Below are 20,482 nucleotides of genomic sequence, written 5' to 3'. Positions count from 1 at the left end.
CTTTTGTCAGAACTAGTCAATTTATCTCACCTTTCGCAAAAAAACAAAAGATGATAAATGAAAATAAATTATATAGATTTTCAATTCTGTAATTTTATTATATAATAATATACTAATGTTTTGTAAATTCACTGAAGCATTAAACATTTCAATTAAAAATAATCGCCTCCCCATTGCACCACCCGAAGTGATTAAAAAAATTAAATATTACAAACTAATTTTCTAATATTTAATTTGCTCAAGACTCCCTCCTGGCTTTTCATTTCAAAGGCCCCACTTAAGAAAAGGAGGAATATGAAAAAGTCTAAAAACAGCTACCATACTACACTGATTTTTAAAACGCAGCTAAACCTCCTCACTCCAAGAGAAAGAAAAGCTATTCCTAAATCTACTCAGCAGGACTGGAAAAAGAGAAACCTGTCCAAAATTGTAGGATTCGACGAAGATCCAAACTGCGGACAAGCCGAGCTGTTTCAAAAGATGATGGATAGTCAAAACTTTAAGAAAGTCTTACGATCAATTTTTCGTGTTTATTCATTCTATGCATCTCTGGTAGAAAATCTTCGCGGCAAGAGAAGAATATGGAACGAACAAAAACAAAAAATCATCTCCATCATACAGAGCATCTCACCGGCCTTCGGAGTAAAACGCTCCTGTCAGCTTATGAAAATCTCTCTCCAAAGATATTACAGATGGAAAAACGAAGTGCCTTGTAATTTGTCACCGTTGGCTCTTTGCCGAAAAAAGAATCAGAGACAACTCAGTTCAGAAGAACAGAAAACCATCTCCTCCTATGTAAAAAATCCTCAATTTGGAAATTGGCCGCTTCGCTCCATTTTTTACAAAATATTGAACGACGAAAACGCGTTTTTCAGCATTAGCACTTTTTACAAATACGTAAGAATCCTCTTTCCTTTTAGGAAAATAATTCGAAAGCAAAAACATAAGATAGGCATTCGAGCGAATTCTTCTTTACAGCTTCTCCATATGGACACAACGCTCTTAAGGACTTTGGATGGCTCAAGAGTATATATCCATTTTATAATGGATAATTTTTCTCGAGCAATTCTAGGATGGAAAACTTCCCTACAATGGAATTCGAAAAACACCATGTTGAACCTCAAAGAAGTCTGTCATAAATTTGATCTTTTCTACAAACCGCTACACCTTTTATGTGACGACGGATCCGAAAACGCTGGAGCAGTAAACAACTTCCTTTTAGAGCCTGGAGTTTCTATTCGTAAGTTGACTGCGCAGGTCGATATTATTTTTTCAAATAGTATGATCGAAGCAGTGAACAAGAAAATGAAATACGAATTTTTATTTCCAAGCAAACCATTCTCGATCCAGGACGTCCAAAAAACTTTAGAGAAAGCTGTTCCTGAATTTAATTCCAGGCCTAACGGTGTTCTTTTCGGTTTTACTCCCAACGAAGTTTTAGCCGGAGCCATACCCGACAAGTTCAGATTCTCTACTCAAATCAAAGACGCCGCTACAAAGCGAGTGCAAGTGAATCAAAACAACCATTGCCATGAGTGTTAAGTAATCTTAATGTATAGAGTATGCAGCACTGTTTATCCCTCTTTAATGGTGGCCGGATTTCCGCACCTTGTTTTTAAGGTTTTGCGCGGATTCTGCACTGTTCTTAGTTGTTTGTGCAGGTCTTCGTTGGCACTCTTAATTGTTTCTTCGTAGGCTTTTGGTATAGAGTAGAGAGAATCTAGTGTCTGAAGTACCACCATCTTTTGCGAGTGTTCGTCCATCTCGTTTCTGAGTTGTTCAAATGCTTTTACGTTCTTTTCATCTAGCTTCGTTGTTTGCAATTGGTTGATAAAGAACTGTACGTCTTGGGTTGCGCCTTGGCTGATTGTTCGTTCGTCGAACTTGCTCGGACTATTTGCAAGGACGGAATTCAGTATAGTGTTGGCGTTGAGATTTACGGAAACTCCGGTTGGCAATGTTCCACCAAAGCTTTCTACCATTCCTTGGATTTGGTTATATGCATCTCGGAGTACGGTGCTATCATCCTGATCTTTCATCGTAGATAGAAAATCTGTTTCCCAGCGCGTCTTCTCTTTCAGCGCTTTTTCTATTTCCCTTAGGTGGGCTTCTTCTCCTACTTTGGCTTCTTTTCGGAAGTCGACCCTCCATTCATCCCACTGTTCTCTTGAGCTCATTCGGAAACAAGAACCGCTTCCCTCGCCCTCCGCCGTCACTTCCTGTGACGAGCTACGGGACGTGAGCCTTCCTGGCTCACTCTTCGTGAATGCGTTTCTCGTTTCCTGTCTAATTCTCGGCGATTCTTGCTTGTCGCCTCCGGCTTCACCGGACCGGGCTCTACGCTCAATCAGCGAAGCACCATTACGCTTCCTTTATGCACGACTCAATCGTTTTAATCATGGTGCATCGCCGTATTTCCGCTACGATCCCTGGCGCTTTATTTCTTCCTAAAGTCTGCTCTCGCTTTCTTAAAGAATCGTTGTCAATGAGCGATCTCTTACAGTTTACTGCATCCAGCTGCACCGCCGGTGCAGCTGGAACCATTCCTAGTTAAGAATTACAAATCTATATATTACAGATTTGATTTGTATAGTTTAGAGTCATACTTACTTTCAGTCAAATTAGTTTTGGTTATTTCTTTTTTATATACCAGTTGTTGCTAACTCCTCATTAGTTCCTGCCACTTTATTTATCAATTCGTTTCTTATCTTTCCTATCAAGCCACATAAGACTATTCAAATAAATAGATTTCTAATATCTCGCTTCATGCTCTTCTTAACTCTTTTGTTAATATGGAACGATCTTTTCTTTCCTTTTCGCTACTGTTTATTCTTCGTAACGAGAATAGTGTAGATACTTTTGCCTATCATTAGTATTGGATTCGAAGGTTCTTAAAAAGATCTTGCTATTGATTATTTTGGAACCCGGGTTTGGCTTTTCTTCGGAAACAAGTTTCCGAGACTCTTTATAATTTATTCTTTTATTATAACAAGGTAATGTAATGTACTATGAATTCAGTTTCTGAAGAAATTAAGAACATTCAACATTCCAAAGACCATTAATAGGGTTCAGATTCTGAGCCCTTTTTTTGATTTCTTTCGAGTCTTTCGGCCATGTTACTTCGCTCTTTTATAACAAAATATGGCTCGACTCACGTCCCTATTGGATTATTTATATATTAATTCAACGATATTCAGGTATCTATTTCTATGAAAAAAACCTTACTTCTATTGCCTATCTTAGCCGCCCTTCTTTGGAGCTGTGGGGATGAGAAAAAAACGGACAATACCGCCCTTTTTGTAGCACTTACCGGCGCACTGCCTCATAGCATTGAGATTTTTAAATCAACTACTTCTGTTAATAATTCGGCCTCCATTTCGGTAACCGTTTATTCTGGTCAAGGTTGCACAGGTACAGTTATAGTTGCCCCCTTCACAATGACAGATGCAAGTAATACTACCACTGTTCAAGTTCCAGCTAATGCAGTGTATTCGATACGCGCTATAGATAGTGGTCAGATCGAGACACCAATTTGCGGTAATTCTACAGATGCTTCTAATGTGAGACCAGGCGGGACTAGCACCTGCCAAATCATTAGCGCTGCGATCAACTGCTAAGCAGTAGTAAAATTTCTTTATTTAACCTTAAGGGATGGCAATTGCTTAGCATTTCAAAATCCGAATACAAATACATATCTTTAAGTATGCAAAATTTTTCTTGCGCGCATTAGGAAGTATCGGCCAGTAATTCGCCAGGTGCTTGATAATTCTAAGGAACGACATCCTCCTTCTTGTGAGGATGTCGTTTCAATTGGCTTCGCTGCTTTCTGGAAAGAACTTACATAAGCGCCTAATCAAACACATGTCACCGCGAATTGCGGTAAATCCTGACGGGAAAGATTCCTCGGCTCCATTTCCCAAGACTTAAATAAATCTCGTAAGTATGCGTAAGGATCCGCTCCAGAAATCTTCGCATTTTGCACTAAAGAATAGAATCCTGCACTGGCAGTAGCTCCACCTGGGCAACCAGAGAAGAGCCAATTCTTTCTTCCTACTACGAAAGGACGAATATCATTCTCGACCAGATTCGTATCTAATTGCAATTCCGGATGATCCAAAAAGATAAGAAGTTTCTCCCACTGACCTGCGAGATAACTAAGAGCCTTGCCCATCGAAGATTTTGGAGCAACTTCTATGATGCGTTTATTCATCCAGGAACGGATCTCATTAACGACCAACATAGATTCGGATTGTCGAAGTCTAAGATGCTCTTCCGAATTTAGATTTGCTTCTTTAGCCTTCGACTCGATTGCGTAGAGCTTACCGATTTCTTTTACGATCCATTCAGCTTGAGCGTTCTTGGAATCTATCTTTAGAATTTCGAAGAATCGCCTTCGAGCATGATTCCAGCATCCGGCATGAAGAATCTTTGGTTTTACTTTTAATAAAGAATCATAAGATTCAAAACCGTCTGTTTGGATAATTCCTTCGAAATCTGAAATCCATTCCTCTAAAAATTTGGCACTGCGACTCGGTTCGTAGTGATATAATACTACTGGCCTTTCTCGGATAAATCCTCGAATCACCCACATGTATGATTTAGAAATGTTAGATTTCCCAGGCTCGTTCAATACTTGGAGCACAGTCTCGTCAATTTGCAAATACTTTGACTTGAAAAGCTCCTCTCTTACATCTTCGATCATTGGAGAAATCTTTTCATAAACTTGGATTGCGGTATTTGACAAAGTCGTTCTAGAGATATCTACTCCGGATCTCTGAAGAATTCCTACTTGTCTGTAGAATGGAAGAGCATCCGCAAACTTTTGAGTAAGTGTGTAGGCTAAGAATCCAGAAGAAAGCATACTCTTCTCGGCAATCTGATTTGGAACCGAAGCTATTTTGACAACTGGAAGACTTTCATTGGAAGTCCCTTCGCAATGCTTGCATGCATACTTAGGACGAATATGTACTTCTACCTGGACTTTAGCAGGAATAATGTCCAGCTTCTCCGACTTTTCTTCTCCAATACGAGTAAGCTCATACCCGCAAGAGCAAGATTTTTCGGTCTTTGGAATATCGTGTAAAATTTCGATTCTGGGAAAGTAGTCGGGAAATGGCTGTCTTCCCGTCTTCTTTCTCGTGTGGCTTTTGACTGGAGTGAAAAGACTTACTTCCTTCGGATCCGGCGAATCTTCTTGAAGAGAACTTTCTATTTCATTAAATAAAGACCCCTGCTCTATTTCGATTTGACTCCATTTCTCAGTCCTTCTGCCGAATAACTGGATCTTTAAACGTTCAATTTGGTCGAGGTGCTCCGCTTCTTTTTGCCTTTGGAATATAATAATTTTCTTGAGTTCTTCTAAATCATTCGGCAATGCATTTATATCCAAAGACACGGCGTTTAGATTTCATTCTTACTCAAAAATTAGTCAACCTGTTTCAGCTTACTTTCTTATATTTTAATTTCTTATGTTCTTTAAAGAAATCAATACCGTTCAAGAGCCAATGAAGTCTCTCTACGGAGATTTTTCGAACCTCTTCCTCCGAGTTCGGCCAAGGAAATTTACTCTCCTCCAATCTCTTTTGCCAAAGGCAAAATCCGCTCTTGTCCCAGTAGAGCATTTTGAGTTTATCTTTCTTACGATTACAAAATAGAAATAGGCTCTCCGAATATAGATCCTTTTTCATCTTGCCTTCTACGATGATAGCAAGTGTATTAATCGATTTCCTTAAATCGGTGACTCCAGGTCGTAAATATACCTTTCTATTACCAGGATTTAGCTTCATAGATCAAGACTAAACTGGAGGTTCACTTGTAGCGAAGCCTTGCCCGAGGAATCTATTTTTAGAGTCAAAAACTCAGACCCTGAAGGAGAGATACCATTTACGACTGAGCTAGGAACTTCCACGAAGCTGTCTTTGTTCTGATTTTTAGATCGTCTTTCCCAATGGTAGCGAAACGTCGAATACTTGATCTGCTTTTCTCTGCAATATTGCGGCTGAGAAAGGCCGCTTTTTGAAAAGTCTTCAAATTCCTTTTCCCAATCAATATCCGTTTTTTCATCGGGGATAGATTACCACGTTTTGCGGATTAGGAAAAGGTGTGTTTGATTAGGCGCTTACCTACAAGTAATCTCGCAATGGATTCGTTTTAAAAACTTCCGAACATACCGGAAAATAAAGTAACGGGACCGAATTCGAAGCTGAATAGCTGAAAGATTCGCAAGGGGTTAAAAAAACTTCTTCCAAGCAGGTGTTTAAAGATCCGCCGTCTATGAAGCTGTATCTTGACTCACAACTTCTAAGCTCCTTCACCGACTCCAAAAAGGTTTCGTCCGTGCAGTCCACCTCCCCCATGGTCATCACGCCACCGTATTGGATTCCTGCCTGGTATGCAGAAGGGCAACTTCCACTTTTCAAGACCACGGCCGCATAGAAACGGCTCGATGCCTCCGACCTCGGAATTCTGGATTGTCTCTCTTCATCCCGCAATTTCCAAACCGGATCTGTAAGGCAGGAAACGAATACGAAAATACCCGCTAAGATAAAAAGGGAGGAAGGAGGAGAGAGGTTCAAGTCCCTGGAACTTCTACCCACTTTTTCGCTTTTGCCTGCACCTTCTTTAAGTAAGAAAAATCCCCTGAGTCCATTTCCTTTTTCCGCTCGTAATAGCCGTCTTTTTTAAGCTCATTCTCAAAGTCAGGTGATTCCCAGGCACAAGGTTCCGCATGAGCTACCCAATAATCTTCCTTGAGCTTTTCCAATTGCCCACTCTTCGTGTAATAGTATTTTCCATCACAATAAGCTTCTGGCCAAAGCCATCCGATATGACCTTTTCTTTTTCTATGTTTTTCTAAAACGTCTTTCGTTGCATTCTTACCTAGTACTATATTCTTTCCCTTTGGCCCAATTCTCACTTCCTGATACACCGAAAAATCAATAAGTTGATTTCTATAAAAAAACAAACTCACGGTTTGCCTTTCATCCGTCTGGATCTTACGGATGATATTTTTGCCATCGTCTTTTTCAGACTTATTAGAGAGAGTTCCAAAATAGCTAACAATGCGATCTACAGGATAATAATTTCCCTCGATTTTAATCGGCAATGTATAGTCTCCATAAATCGTTTCGGCATAAATTTTTTTTCCGAAGGAAGACTCTATTCTTTCAAACGTTTCTTCTCCCAATTTCAAACGTATAATTTTCTCAATTGGAATATACACAAATTCATTATAAGCGAAATCTCCGTGCTTTTTCGTTTCGGCATCCACGCAGAGAGTAGTGAGCACTAAGCCTAAAGTAAGCGACAAGTTATAACGATTCATCCTGCTCACCTGTTCCTATCGTAATAAAGCAGGAATTCCTCGCGATATGTCCCCATGTAGCTATGAGTTTTCCAATCTTTATTGTTCGCATCTTGGTAATTCGTATTGATAGCCTTATAGTTATCTACACTCGTATCGTAAGTTTTCGTGCCCCATGTTTTTCCAGTGACTAAGTCCTGTTTGTGCATGATATCCGTCCAAGATTTCACCTTTGCATTAATTGCATTACTATTCGCTCCGCCAAGGGTTATTACATCGGCTTGGATCGTAGCTCTGGCATCCGCATCCCTGATCCCATTCTCGATCGTGCGTCCACCTGCACTGTGCCCCAAGATCGTACCTCCTGTTTCAAATGCTCCATTGTTGATCAAGGTCGTCAAAGAAGAAGAAACTGTCTTATCATTCAGATTCGGTGTTACCACGTTACTCACTTGCCTATCCCGGAATATATGAATCACTTCGCCAGTTTGACCCCCCTGGTTTGCATCCAGAATGTTTACATGCCTTGCTATCGATTGGAACATTTGGGCAGCGTCTACACCGGAGTTTCCGATTCCATTTGTGCTCACAACGGCGTCGGTGATTCCATGGTCTTTAACATACTTTCCGAGTTCTTCTTTCTTGATTACTCGTAATGATCCGTCTGCGTCCATGACCATAGCATCGCCATTTCTCATTAACTTATTATTCACATAGGTTAATGTTTCGCCGTTGACGACCCTTTCGGATACTTCGTTGACTACGCCATTTTTCAATTCTTGAGTATAACCGACTGTAGCTTTTCCATCAGCTCCGTATGCCAGTTTCCATCCAGTTTCACCTTTGGATGGATCATAAACCTTTGGTGTTGCTTCTCCGAGACCGTATCCGTTAGGTTCAGCCTTCCCAACGGGCAGCATCCAAGAAACACGGTCCCCGGAAGAATCCCCATTCCATAATGATCTAATGTATTCGCTTCCAACTTTACCGGCTTCTATTAAGCTTTCTAGCATTGAGGTTCCAAAAGATGAAACTGCATCCATAGTTCCGCTGAATAGATTCTTCGTCCCTTCCCAGAGACCCGCAGATTGGGCTCGAGCTTTTAACTGTTCTACCTCATACTCGGTATACTCTTGATTCGACATACCTCCGGTAGACATCGCTCTATTCTTACCAACATCTCCGAAGAAACTCTGGTTATACGTGGCAGTTCCACTCGCTAAATCATAGGTCAGTGCTGTCGCTCCATTTGAATTCAAGGTTGCACTAGCACTCTTCGTCAAGTTGTTATACGAATAGCTTACGTTCGTTCCAAGTACAGCGGGAGTGCTTGCAGTCCAAGTATCTCCTCCAAAGGCTGTGTGGCTGTAATCGATTCCACCTTGCGAGACCGCTTTGTTCACACTTTGGGAGATCCCTATATTCTGTCCAAAACCGGTATTTTTATCATAGCTAAGTCCTACGTTTAGTGAGGCCATCGGTTTACCCGCAGAATTCGTTCCCAGGCCCACACCGAAGCCGGTATTGACTCCTGTGATCCCGCTATTGTCAAAATTCACTCCTAAGTTACCCGTGATCCGTGCGTTTGGGTCCATGCGCATTTGAACTCCTACACTTCCGGATATGGCTCCTGTATTCGCACTGTAGGATAAACTTCCTCCAAGGCCTAGTCCAGCTTTACCCAGTCCTCCTCCGACACTCGCTTGAAAGCCATCTTCGTAACTGTAAGACATTCCGTAAGAAAGCGCTCCCGCCGAGAAACCTTGCAAATAAGCATTTCCAAAGTTTGCTGCTCCTGCTACTGCACCGAGCACTCCACCTTCATACGCTCCTTGGACTGATTTATAAGCCGCATAAGCGATAAACGATGCACCACCAGTAAATGGTGCTGCTATCACGGCTGCAACCGCAGTCACTGCATCCACGATTTCTTTGTTATCGTGCAGTGTTTTACTGATCATTTTACCGTCTAACAAGCCAAAGGTGCTCGCCTCCATCACACTTCCCATGGCATTCGAGAATCCATCTCCCTTGAGCGATTCTCCTTCTTGTTTCATTTCATTATATTTTTCTTTGAGTTTCAGGATGGTATAGAATTGGCTAAAATGATGGTCTCCGAACTTTCCTCCCTCTGTTAGCCCTACTAGGTATCCGGAGTTCATGGCGCTCTCTTCCATTGCGCGCTTGCCACGTTCATCTGCATTCGTATATTCTAATGCTTTTTGTGGGTCTGTGAACAGTTGTCTTAGTCCTGCTTGAGCTGCTTGGGCTACCTTTGCGACTGCGATTGGGTCTAATGCCGCTATCGCTATTTCTCTGTTAGATGGATTTTCCGGGTCGTATACTTTTTTAAAGTCCAAATCCATCTGAGTTTGTGCCAATTTCACCATCGTCTGTAATTCAGAGGATGTGGGTCCTCCTTTGGCGCTTAATGCGCTGTAGTTACTTAGGTCCCATTCTTTTCCGTTACTATCTTTTACTTTTGGTAGTTGGTCTGGTGAGTTGTACACATAGTCTGTGTAGTCTGGTAGCACCTGTGCTTGTGGGTTTCCGTCTGGTCCTACTGTTTGCCGGATATACAGGTTACCCGTTGGCATAAATCCATCTTGCCCAAGTTGCGTTTTGAGTTGTTTGTGTAAGTCCTCGTTGGCACTTTTGATCGTTTCTTCGTACGCTTTTGGTATAGAGTAGAGAGAATCTAGTGTCTGAAGTACCACCATCTTTTGAGAATGTTCGTCCATCTCATTTCTGAGTTGTTCAAATGCTTTTACGTTTTTATCATCCAGTTTGGTCGTTTGCAATTGGTTGATAAAGAACTGTACGTCTTGTGTTGCTCCTTGACTAATCGTTCGTTCGTCGAACTTAGTCGGACTATCCGCTAATACCGAATTCAAGATTGTATTTGCATTGAGATTAATAGATACTCCGGTTGGCAATGTTCCACCAAAGCTTTCTACCATTCCTTGGATTCGGTTATATGCATCTCGGAGTACGGTGCTATCATCCTGGTCTTTCATTGTGGAAAGAAAATCTGTTTCCCAGCGCGTCTTCTCTTTCAGCTCTTTTTCTATTTCCCTTAGGTGGGCTTCTTCTCCTACTTTGGCTTCTTTTCGGAAGTCGACCCTCCATTCATCCCACTGTTTTAGTATGACACCGGTTAGGTCATTGAATCTGGCATTTCCTGTATCTTGCAAGTACTGGATGTTTTGTACCCATTCTTGTTTTCTGGAATGGAAATCCTTTTCTTTTGCATCCCAGGAAGCGATCTGTGCTTTTCTCTGTTGTTCAAGACTTAGTTCAAAGAGTTGGTCCACGATTTTCCCTTTGCCCATGTAATCCGAAATTACGGTTTGGTACATTTCAAACTCTATGTTTTGCCCATTCCCATTGCTTAACTTGTTGATGAGTTGGGAGAAAAACTGTTCTCTATCGTCCAGAATTTCTCTTCTGTCTGCCTTCTGTCCTCCTGGACCGACGCTTGCTTCTTGTGCGGCAAAGTATTCGTCTCTTTCCACTTCGTACTGAGAGCGAGATAGTACTGCCAAGGCAGATACAAACTCATCTCCCGACACCATAAAGGCCGTTTTTACTCCGTCACCGCTCGTTGAGGTAGAACTGGTTGCTATAGCCGTTCTTCCGCCTGGAGTATAGCTTGTATTATTTCTTACGAGTAGTCCGTATGCATCGTGGATATATCGATCTTGTGCTACTGGATCTCCGTTCTTACCTGCAATTTTATCTAGATTAAGTCCTTCTTTTCCAGCAGTCCATTGCAGGCTGCCCTCAGTCAAAGTTCCTGTACCGGTTAAGAAGTCCGCATCACTCGTTTGTAGTCCAGTGTTTAGCTTATACTTACCTGAACTATTTCCAGTTCCAAGTAATACGGACCGCAATTGTTCCGCACTAGAGATGTCGGTATAATAATTCAGCTCTGCCTGCAAATCTTTGAGTCTAGTTGCCGAAACCGTCGCATTGTCGATGGAGTTTTGCAGATCAGTTTTGGCTCGGATCCATTCTTCATTTCTACGAATTGCCTCCGCACCTACAAGCGGATTCCCCCAGCCCATGATCGCGATAATGATTGCTTCAGCACTTGTAATCTCGCCTAACTTTGCATCCATCTTCGATGCATATTGCGAATAACTACTCGATTCTAACCTTAAACGTGCTGTAGAATTAGCCTTGTCGTCCGGCCAAGCAAACCATACTCCGTCGAATGCATTTTGAGCATCGATCATCCTGTCCGCAGCTGGTCCTCCTTTTCTCCGTCCGTTCACAAAGCCCAAAATATCATACTGAGGATATTTATTCGAAAGCCCTCCCCCAAAGGTCGACCCATAGTCTCCTCTTCCGCCATTGATAAAATCCCACATCCCTATTTTACCGTTTAATATTCCTTCCACGATATTATATTCGCTACGAAGATCGTCTTCTATCACCCTGTAGGTAGCTGCATTAATATCAATACGTCCAATGAGTCCATTCGATTTAATTTCTGTCCTTGGTGGAACAAGAAACATATCGAGCTGCCCCTGCAAACTTTGCCTCTCATTCGCTATCTGCTTTTTCAAATCCTCCATCCGATCCTTAATCTTTGTCTCTGCTTGGCTAAATCGTAGTGCTCTCTCGGCCCAGTCTTCGGTAGCTTGTTTGTTTTCTGCTACTTTTGGATCCGCATTCAAGTTTGCTAATGTGGTTTGGTTCGCGATTCTGGTTTGGATTTCCTCGATTTCCTTCAGTTTGTTTGTGACTTCTAGGTTCGAGGCGTCTAATCGTTGCTTTACGATCTCTGTTGGACTACGAATGCTACTCGGATCGCTTCCTTCTTCGCTAGTGTGTTGCGAATACGCCACCATCTGTGCAAAATCGTACAGCGCTGTTTTGCTATTGAGTTCCTTGGACGAATCTTGCAAGGCATTGTATGCCGTTGTCACTTGTGTTTGTTTGGCTGTATAGTTTGCCTGTATCCCATCTACTACCACTTTTTGGTTGGTAAACTCTGTCTGCGCTGTCTCAAAGTCTGTCAGTGCTTGTTGGTAATTGTTTTTTACTTTTTGTAAGTCGGTGACTAGTGCGTTTTGTAGTGCTGTTCCTTTCAGTGCTTTTCCGCTGGAGTCTACGTATGTGTTAGCTATCCCTGTTAGGATTCCAATACTCTTTCCTGCGGTGATCATACTTTCCGCTGATCCTGTCATATTTCCTTTTGCTTGTGACGTCTCCGCATACGGATCGTTTACTGCCGATCTTCCCGGTAGATTATTATCTACGTAGTTCTCTATGATTCCATATAAATTATCCAATCCGCCTTTGAAGCTGTAGTCTCCCGATGCGTTTTTGGCGTACACCTCATCTCTGATTTCGTATCCTGAGTTATCAAAGTCTTTGAGTGCTCTTCGTATCGATGGGTTTGCTTCTTCCTTAGTTGGGTCAAATGCTACGCTCTTGTATCCCTCCACCAGGCCCAAAAAGTTCCCCAGTCTTTGTTCTGCTTGCAACTCCAACTCTCGTAATCGATCCGTGATCTTCTGGTCGTCGCTCGGTTCTAATTGGCCCTTTGGTCCTATGTTTATATAACTTAAATAAGATTCTACGAGTGCGTTTTTCTTTACGATATCATACGCAAACTTGCTGTTTTGCTCGTTTCGATTCAGTTCGATTGCTTTTTTGGTAAACGTAACATCTTCTTCTCCTAGTTTATTTACAAAGGTAGAAAATCCTGTTTTATAACTAAAACTCTTTAGGAATTGCTCCGCGGACACTTCTTGAAACGGATTCAGAGTTCCAAATGGATCGTACAACCCTGCTTTCGCTAGTATCAGTCCCTGTTTTTCTGAATCTGTAATTCCTCCGCTCAGTTTGGTGCCCAGATACGCAAAATACTCTTCTTCTGTTTCTCCTACGTATCCAGATAGAATGGTTTCCATTCTGACTGATTTGTTAAGTGAAGTGACCAAACTTGGTTCGTATTTTTTATCCTTGAGCCAATTGGTAAGTGCAACCAGGTCGTCCGGCTTGAGCGTGTTAGCTGTTGCGTCGTTGTAATACGCAGTCAACGCGTCTCTTTGTTGTAATGCTTCCGTTTTTAAATAATATGCAGTATTTCTGTTATTGTAATTGGCAAGATAATCGGCTAAGATTGTGTCTTCCGAATTTTCCTTTCCGATTCGTAGCAAGTACTCATTTCTAGCAGCGATTCTGTCGGCTTCATTGTTTCCATTCCAGTTCTTGTTGGAACTTAAAAAAGCCAGGTAGTTCGATACGATTCCGTACTCTTTCAACTCCGGTTGGAGTGCATTCACATTGACTAATGTTCCTTGCGCCAAGGATGTCTGGATTCTGTCATAGTTCAGTGCCAATGCTTGCGTTTTTAGTGCTTCTCTAATCTGTGGGTCTGTTACAGTGAGTATCGCGTCGATATTCGCACCCAAATTGGAATTTGCGATCTTCACTTGGTCTGCGTATGGCTTGAGACTATCCTTCAAGTCTGCTATTTGTGCATCTGTTAGATTTTGTCCTAAGAATTTAGAGTTTCTTTCTACTCTCGATCCGTTTTGTCCGGTCAATACATACTTTCCGGCCTTGACTTCTGCCAGAAACGTATCCAAGGATATATTCTCTTGGCTCGATGCCAAATACGCCTGTGTCAGATTTCCTTTATGTGCACTCCAGGCGTATTCTCTGAGTGATTCCATTCCGCTTCTGATTTCGCTACTCAATTCATAGGTACCGCTAGCAAGTTTGGTTTTTAGCACTTCATATTTTGCTAATGAACTCTCTATCTGGTCCATTGCCGTATACATTGGCTGTCCGATTTTGTCCAGATTTTCGAGCGTAGCCTTCAGGTCCCTAAAGAGCAATTGTGCTTCTTTTATGCCGGAAGTATTTGCCTTTGCTTCATTCCACTTTTGTAACGTGGCCGCCTCTGTTCTGTCTGCGGAGGGGACACCTTGGAAAAATTTCAGTTTTGCGATTTCATCTGTAAATGCTCCCACGTTTTCAAGTGATTCCAATACAGCAGTGTTTACTTCCTCTCCCTTGGATTGTTTTTCTACAAAGAAGGTTCTTAGTTGGTTTACATATCCTACCAGTTGCTCCTGTGAGATCTGATTTTTTGGCTCTCCTCCCAAGTACACTTGGATCCTGCCTTCTAATCCTGTGCGAAATGTTGCTATTTGTCCTGCAAGTGCATCCTTGTCTGTTTTAGCTTTCTGTAATATGCCAAGGCCTAAATCAGCCCCGCTGAGCAGGCTCCCTCTTGCTCCCACCGGCAAATAGCTATCTTGTACATTATATACTCCGAATGTATCTCTCGTAAATAACGCTTCGTATTCGATCAGTCGATCTGTTGGCTCTCCTTGGGAACTCGAATAGTACTGAAAGCTATACAATCCTCCGTTGTTGTTATAATCGTTTCGAACTCCCTCAGGCATTACTGCAAGTGATGCATCGTTTACTAGAAACTTGTTCGGTAGTCCAAGGCTTGTCTTCATACTCGTCAGAATAGACTTTCCTTGTTGGTAAACGGAAATCGACTCAGAAGAAATATCCATAAAGTAGATTTTTGCTGACTGATACGCAGCATTTAGTTCATTCAACTTTTGTGATACAATCTCCAACTGCGCAAAATACTCAGGGCTTGCTTGCGTAAGTCCGGATAGTTTCGTGTTCTCTGTTAGATAGTTCTGGCGCGCTGTTTCTAATCCGGTCTTTTGAGCGTCCCACTGCGCTAGCTTCGGTCCAATATTGTTAATATAACTTTCCAGTCCGGTAAAATCCACTCCCGGGTAAGCAGGTTGGCTAACATCCAATGGATTCGTTAAATCTTTCAGGTTGTAAAAGTTTGTGACATCAGTCACTCTAGAAGAATACCAATCTCTCAAATCACTGGTCATAAATCCAAGTAGTGATTGTGGCGCGTCGTTTACGCTCGCAAGGAGCGGGGTCAAATTCGACATTGCAGTCGTCAAATCCCCACTTCTTACATTCCATTCTTCTCCGTAGTTGGAAGCTTCTGCGTATACCTTCAATCTTTCCTGTGCGCCAAATATATTCCCGAGTTTGTCCAGATCTTCTAATGCAGCCAAAAATTCTGATTCGCTCGTTTTGCCGCTGATCAAATCATTGAGAAGATTTTTTCGGAGTGTTTCCGCTTCCGTATCATGGTCCGTACTCGTTCCCAAAGAAAAAGAATCCTGCAATAGATCCGATGCGGTCAGACCCGATAATCCGCCGACTTTTTTGTGTATTTCGTTTAACAATCCGGAAGACTTGTTTTCCTGGGTTCTATAATAATCTTCTTGGATGGCGCTTAAAATTCCTCCGGAGCGGACATTTCCCGCAAAGCTTTCCAATCTCTGTACGATCGCGCCTAAAGCAGCCACTTGATTTGTCGCTTTCCCGAAAAAGAATGTACTTCCAAATGTATAATATTCGTTTAATTCCCTTTTTTCATCCAGACTTCCGTTCTCTCGGATGGCATTTCTCTCTGCCTCTGTTAAATCCCCTCCGTCCTCGTAGAACTCTGTTATTTTTTCCGCAGTTGTTAGTTGTTTAGAAATACTGTCCACGAACGTATTATAATCGCCTGCTTGCAAAGACCTGTCTAAAGAGCTTCTGTTCGCTCTTACAAAGTCTAATACCAGCTCCATCGCTTTACGTTCTTGTAATGCATTCGGTCCCAGTTGCAAATTCGTAAATCTGTCGTCGCTATCCTTTAGAATTTTGAGATAGATATTATCTACATTTCTGTCTTCTGGATCCAAACCTGAAATATAACTTTCAAAAATCGATAGAGCCTTCTCGTTAATTTGTGCGCCTTCTAGATTTCTCTTGTTTTGGGCGGATTTTACTACTTCGTTTAACGAATCGGAACTACCGTTCGGATCGAGCAAGAACTGTAGCTCTGCTTTTCTTCCTTCGTACTCTATATTCAAACCGTCATACAAAGATAAAAGCTCGGAGGAAACCTTCTGTCCGATCCCACTTCTATTTTCCAAACTAGAACGAAAAGACTGGATCGACTGACCAAAATTAGAAAATACTGAATCTAAAGAACCAAATGGAGCCGATGCCAGGGTCAAAACCGGAGTCCATTCTTTGCTCCCGGTAGTATAGCTCGACCTAAGACCCGAAAGTGTTCCCTTCGCGTTATTTCTAGCATCTCCAGTCAAACTAGAATCGATCGTTGCGTCTGCGATCTGAAAAGAATCCAGAAATACCGCATCCAAATACGATGTAGTATTCTGAATTTCTGTTAGATAGGTTTGAAACCCACCTACTTTCATTGCACTCTTCTGAAGTACTCCTCCCAAAGAAAGCATCTCATTCGAATATTCTACATTCCCCTTCTTACTAGCATTCGCAGTAGCATAATCCAAAAAGTCCTGGCTATCTTCGGACAAATCTTCCAAGCCGTCTTTCAAAGTACCAATATTAGAATCCCAATGAGAAACCAGATCTTCTAGATAAGCTATCCCCTGATTGATCTGATCCTTATCTATATAAGAAGTATCGAAAGTGTTCGCTCCAAGCAAAGAACTTCTAAGAGACTTCATTCTGTCCAAATACTTCACTAAGTCCGCTTTCTTTTGGCCCAGTTCCTCGCTTTGGAATTCATTCGATGCGTTGTGTAGTGCGCTCACCTGCGTTTGAAATACATCTACAGAATCAGTAACCGGCTTGTTTACATTGACTAAACCCTTTTGCAGGTTGGTCAGATTCGCACGGATCTGTACAGAAAGATCGTTTCCATACAAAACGTTCAAATTCGATCCGGACAACAATGAATCTATTTTTTGAGAAAGAGTGCCGTCTCCTCCGATCAAATTCCCTAGGAGTACTTTATTTTCTTTTAATTTCTCGAATTCTAAAATCTTCTTTAAACTTTCATTATAGAACGCCTCTGTTCTGAGTGCATTTTGTCTTTCATAAGAAAGTTTGTACATCTCAGCTTCTTGCTGGCGTAATATCTCTCTTTGCCTTTCTAACTCTTCGTTCGCCTGATAAATCTCGTATCTTAATCCGCTATCTACTTTGTTTGTACCAGGATCCGTTTTTAATTCACCGATTTTTCCGAGTAACTCGGGGTTATTCACCAAAACCTGCATTTTCGTGACCGAATCAAAACTTAACCTTCTCTCTTCCATGAGAGAACGAGCTTCCTCTACTTTCTTACGCTTTTCTTCCAGAAGTCGATTTGCAACTTCCAAGTTCGCCAAGATCCCGCTTCCAGTTGCAGTCGCAGTACCTCCTACAGTACTCGAAGTAGAATCCAAACCTGTAGAAGAAGAACTAATGTCTCCACCACCATTCAAATCCGCGAGTAGCTTCAAATAAGCAGCTTCTTGTGTTTGGAAAGCGCTCTTTGCAGCCTCTACCTCAGAAGTAAGTTGAGCCTGAGACTTTCCTGCTACATTTTGGATCGCATAGTCATACACTTGTTGTGCTCGATCCTTTTTCTGCTGTAAAACCTTTAGCTCTTCTTTAGCAATCTTTAATTCTAGTTCTGCGCTGGAATAAATAAAAGCGTCGGAACCGCCCGCGTTATACAACAAACCTTTGCCGACGGAAGTTCCACGAATGTCCTCGTTGTGAATCTGATTTTGAGAGCTCGCGACTAGGTTTCTAATCCTAGTCTCTAAACTAGTCCAATAGTTCAATTGGTCTTGGTACTCTGTTTTGATTTTCGTACCATACCCGGAGCCTGGAACATTCGCTCTATCTAATGCTTCTTTAAAGAATTGCTTGTTTGCAACAATTGTACTGAGAGTATCTGCTCCACCGCCAACAACGCTTTCTACACCTCTCACATGAGACTGCCACTGTTCACGATTTGTTTCCAAGGTGCGATCAAGTTCACCCAAAGCTTTTTGTCTGTTTGCTTGCAAATCTGCTGCGGATTTGTCCCAAGCCTCCAATCCTTTTTGGATCTGGGCCTTGATCGTAGAAGTCCAACTTTCTCTGGCAGCTAACAGCTGATTAAACGCTTCGGCCCAGTTTTCTTCTCCGTTTTTCCACTGGCGCTCTACTGCCTTGTCATACTTAAGCTTTCCGAGTACCAAGTCATCGATCGACTTTTGCCACTGAGCTTGCCCGTCTTGCAAAGCTTTCAAAAACTTCGACTGGTAATCTTCTCCCTCAACTACGCTAACAGGAGGAGTAAGAACGCCACCGTCCGGTGGCAAAATCCCAGAATATTTTTCGTCGATCGTTTTCTTTGCACGTGCGATCAAAAGAATCGCTAGCTGAGAAGGATCCGTTTCCTGAGCGATTCTATTCTGCAAATCTTCGCTTTCATTTTCTTTAGAAACAAACTGAGCACGATACGCACTCAAAACCGAAGATTCTTCGTAGGAATATTCCGCCTGAATATATTTCTTGATATCTAAAAGTGACTTCTCAAAGGAATCCTTCTCAACTGCACTCCCAAAACTAACAGAGCCAGACAAACCGCCAATCCGATCATCTAACTTAGTTTCCCAGTTGGAACGATACGCGCCCAAAGCACCCTTTATAGATGTATCAAAAAGACTCACCCTTTCTGTAGCCGACGTGCCTGCTTTAGAAGCATTCTCCGCACTTACAATCGCTTGGTAAATTGCAACCTTATCGATTCCGTCGAGCAAGTCCTCCAAGCTACCGCTGGAAACTTTTGCCTTCCATTCGCCCTTTCTTGTATCTATCTCTCTTTGAACGTCAGTTTCCCATTCTCCCAGAACGAGCACTTTATCTTTTTGTAATTGTTCTCTAACAGAGTCTTTATCCGAGAGAGCAACACCCAAAAGTTGCTTTTCGATTTCGCTGTCCGCATTCGCTTCCCAGTCCGCTTTTAAAAGCTGCTTTCCCTGGTTTACATCCTGGTCCCAATCGGATTCTTGCTTTTCGGAATCCGCTTTTTTGTACTGCCTTTCTAATTTACCGTCCGAACCGTTCTTCCAAAGATCTCGAAATAAACTAGGATCTGCAGCCAAAGGAGAAAGCGCAATGTCCAGAATCATAAAAGCCAAAAGCCCGAACTTCGCACCAACTTGGCCTATAGCCCGCACCTTTCTAAAAAGTCTTCTCCGGTTTTTTCTGTCCGCAAAACCCTTCCACGAACGATCCGCTGTGGAGATACAGAGCAAAGCGACGGACAAAGCGCCGGAACAAGCGACGCTCTGAATTTGAGAGACAACCTTCGCCTGCCTTCGTGTTGGATTCTGCGTTAGGTTACGCTTTAAATTGTGCGTTAGGATACGCGTTAAATTTTGTCTTAGATTTCGTGTTAGATTTAGAGAAGAGATCTTTTGGAAAAAAGTTAAGGAAGGAAATTTCATAGTAGTATAGTACCTCTAAGATCTGGATCGCCATGAGTACGGCGTGCATAATAACGCGTCAGTTTTCGATTCAGGTGCACATCATTTACATGAAGCGCAAAAATAGCGTTAGGCGAAGAATCGCCCCTAAAAACAGAGAAAGTAAACTTCGAGTTGGAAGACTTTTTCTCTTTCAAAGAATTGCCGGAACGGTCCAAAATAAAGCCCGGCAAGACCACCAGAGTTCCACCGAATTGAGAAAACGGATCCTCGGGCCTCATTTGCATCAAGTCCAAGCCGAATCCATAATAAAATTGTAAATTAGATTCCACGATCCCCAAACGAATCGCGGCGATAATGGGATCTTCCCAATCATTTTCAAAGGGAGCAAAAATTACACCGTGCGCTTCCGCCACACTACTCTCAGTTAAAAGTTGAGAAGAGTCCGATTGGAAAATAGCAACCTCTGCACGAAAATCGACAGATCCACTATCCAAACTTGGAAATTCAAAAGTCTCCGCTTGGTGAAAATCTTCTAGGAATTCCCAATGAGAAGAAACCAGAGCAGAACCGCTTGCCACCTCAAAGTTTCCACCCCTGGAATCAACCCCTTTCAATAAGGAAAGAAATTGAGTAAAAGGAAGGATTAAGGCGGACGCACAAAGGAAAACCCCAAAGAAAGCTTTCCAGTTACTCTCGCCGAAATGAAAAATACGCGCAAAAATCACAAAAAGAGCAAAACTCCAAAATTATGTCAAAGTGATGAAATAAATTGGCTTAACGGTAGGAGCTCTGGCCAGATCATAACGGACAAGTACTTTTTTTCAGGAAGGTGCCTTAAATTCCACCTAACAGAACAATCACTATCAATTAAGGGATGAATTGC

Annotated in this window: 10 protein-coding genes; 2 read left to right on the top strand and 8 right to left on the bottom strand. The window is 42.1% G+C overall.

What is annotated here, in order from left to right; genetic code table 11:
• Positions 1-294: 294 nt before the first annotated feature.
• Positions 295-1,542: a DDE-type integrase/transposase/recombinase gene (locus CH373_RS03030; RefSeq protein WP_100712466.1), complete on the top strand. Its 1,248-nt coding sequence runs from the start codon at positions 295-297 to the stop codon at positions 1,540-1,542.
• A 32-nt stretch (positions 1,543-1,574) separates the two neighbouring features.
• On the opposite strand, the gene CH373_RS03025 is transcribed toward CH373_RS03030, so the two are convergent.
• Positions 1,575-2,177: a hypothetical protein gene (locus CH373_RS03025; protein WP_125169869.1), complete on the bottom strand. Its 603-nt coding sequence runs from the start codon at positions 2,175-2,177 to the stop codon at positions 1,575-1,577.
• A 1,032-nt stretch (positions 2,178-3,209) separates the two neighbouring features.
• Here CH373_RS03025 and CH373_RS03020 point away from each other — a divergent pair.
• A complete protein-coding gene (locus tag CH373_RS03020; protein WP_100712464.1) occupies positions 3,210-3,617 on the top strand; it encodes a hypothetical protein in 408 nt (135 codons plus the stop codon).
• A 236-nt stretch (positions 3,618-3,853) separates the two neighbouring features.
• Here CH373_RS03020 and tnpC read toward each other — a convergent pair whose 3' ends face one another.
• Genes tnpC through CH373_RS02985 form a run of 7 tightly spaced genes read right to left on the bottom strand, consistent with a single transcriptional unit; the run spans position 3,854 to position 20,177 of the window.
• Complete coding sequence (gene tnpC, locus CH373_RS03015; RefSeq protein ID WP_100712463.1) at positions 3,854-5,395, bottom strand: IS66 family transposase; 1,542 nt, start codon at positions 5,393-5,395, stop codon at positions 3,854-3,856.
• Between the two features lie 43 nt (positions 5,396-5,438).
• Positions 5,439-5,786, bottom strand: coding sequence for an IS66 family insertion sequence element accessory protein TnpB (gene tnpB / locus CH373_RS03010; RefSeq protein ID WP_100712462.1), 348 nt, complete (start codon positions 5,784-5,786; stop codon positions 5,439-5,441).
• A complete protein-coding gene (tnpA, locus tag CH373_RS18770; protein WP_100712461.1) occupies positions 5,783-6,070 on the bottom strand; it encodes an IS66 family insertion sequence element accessory protein TnpA in 288 nt (95 codons plus the stop codon). The genes tnpB and tnpA overlap by 4 nt, the downstream gene beginning before the upstream one ends.
• A gap of 52 nt (positions 6,071-6,122) precedes the next feature.
• Positions 6,123-6,575 (bottom strand): hypothetical protein, encoded by a 453-nt coding sequence (locus tag CH373_RS03000; protein WP_100712460.1) that lies wholly within the window; start codon positions 6,573-6,575, stop codon positions 6,123-6,125.
• Entirely contained in the window at positions 6,572-7,324 is a 753-nt protein-coding gene (locus CH373_RS02995; RefSeq protein WP_100712459.1) for a hypothetical protein, read from the bottom strand. Before CH373_RS02995 ends, CH373_RS03000 begins: the two co-directional genes overlap by 4 nt.
• A gap of 5 nt (positions 7,325-7,329) precedes the next feature.
• A complete protein-coding gene (locus CH373_RS02990; RefSeq protein ID WP_100712458.1) occupies positions 7,330-19,617 on the bottom strand; it encodes a hypothetical protein in 12,288 nt (4,095 codons plus the stop codon).
• Positions 19,614-20,177: a hypothetical protein gene (locus tag CH373_RS02985; RefSeq protein ID WP_125169867.1), complete on the bottom strand. Its 564-nt coding sequence runs from the start codon at positions 20,175-20,177 to the stop codon at positions 19,614-19,616. The genes CH373_RS02990 and CH373_RS02985 overlap by 4 nt, the downstream gene beginning before the upstream one ends.
• Positions 20,178-20,482 lie beyond the last annotated feature (305 nt).

This window comes from Leptospira perolatii (genome assembly GCF_002811875.1).
In the GTDB taxonomy this organism is placed as follows: domain Bacteria; phylum Spirochaetota; class Leptospiria; order Leptospirales; family Leptospiraceae; genus Leptospira_B; species Leptospira_B perolatii.
The sequence above is the reverse complement of the archived record's forward strand: the minus strand, read 5'-3'. Positions and strand labels throughout refer to the sequence as shown.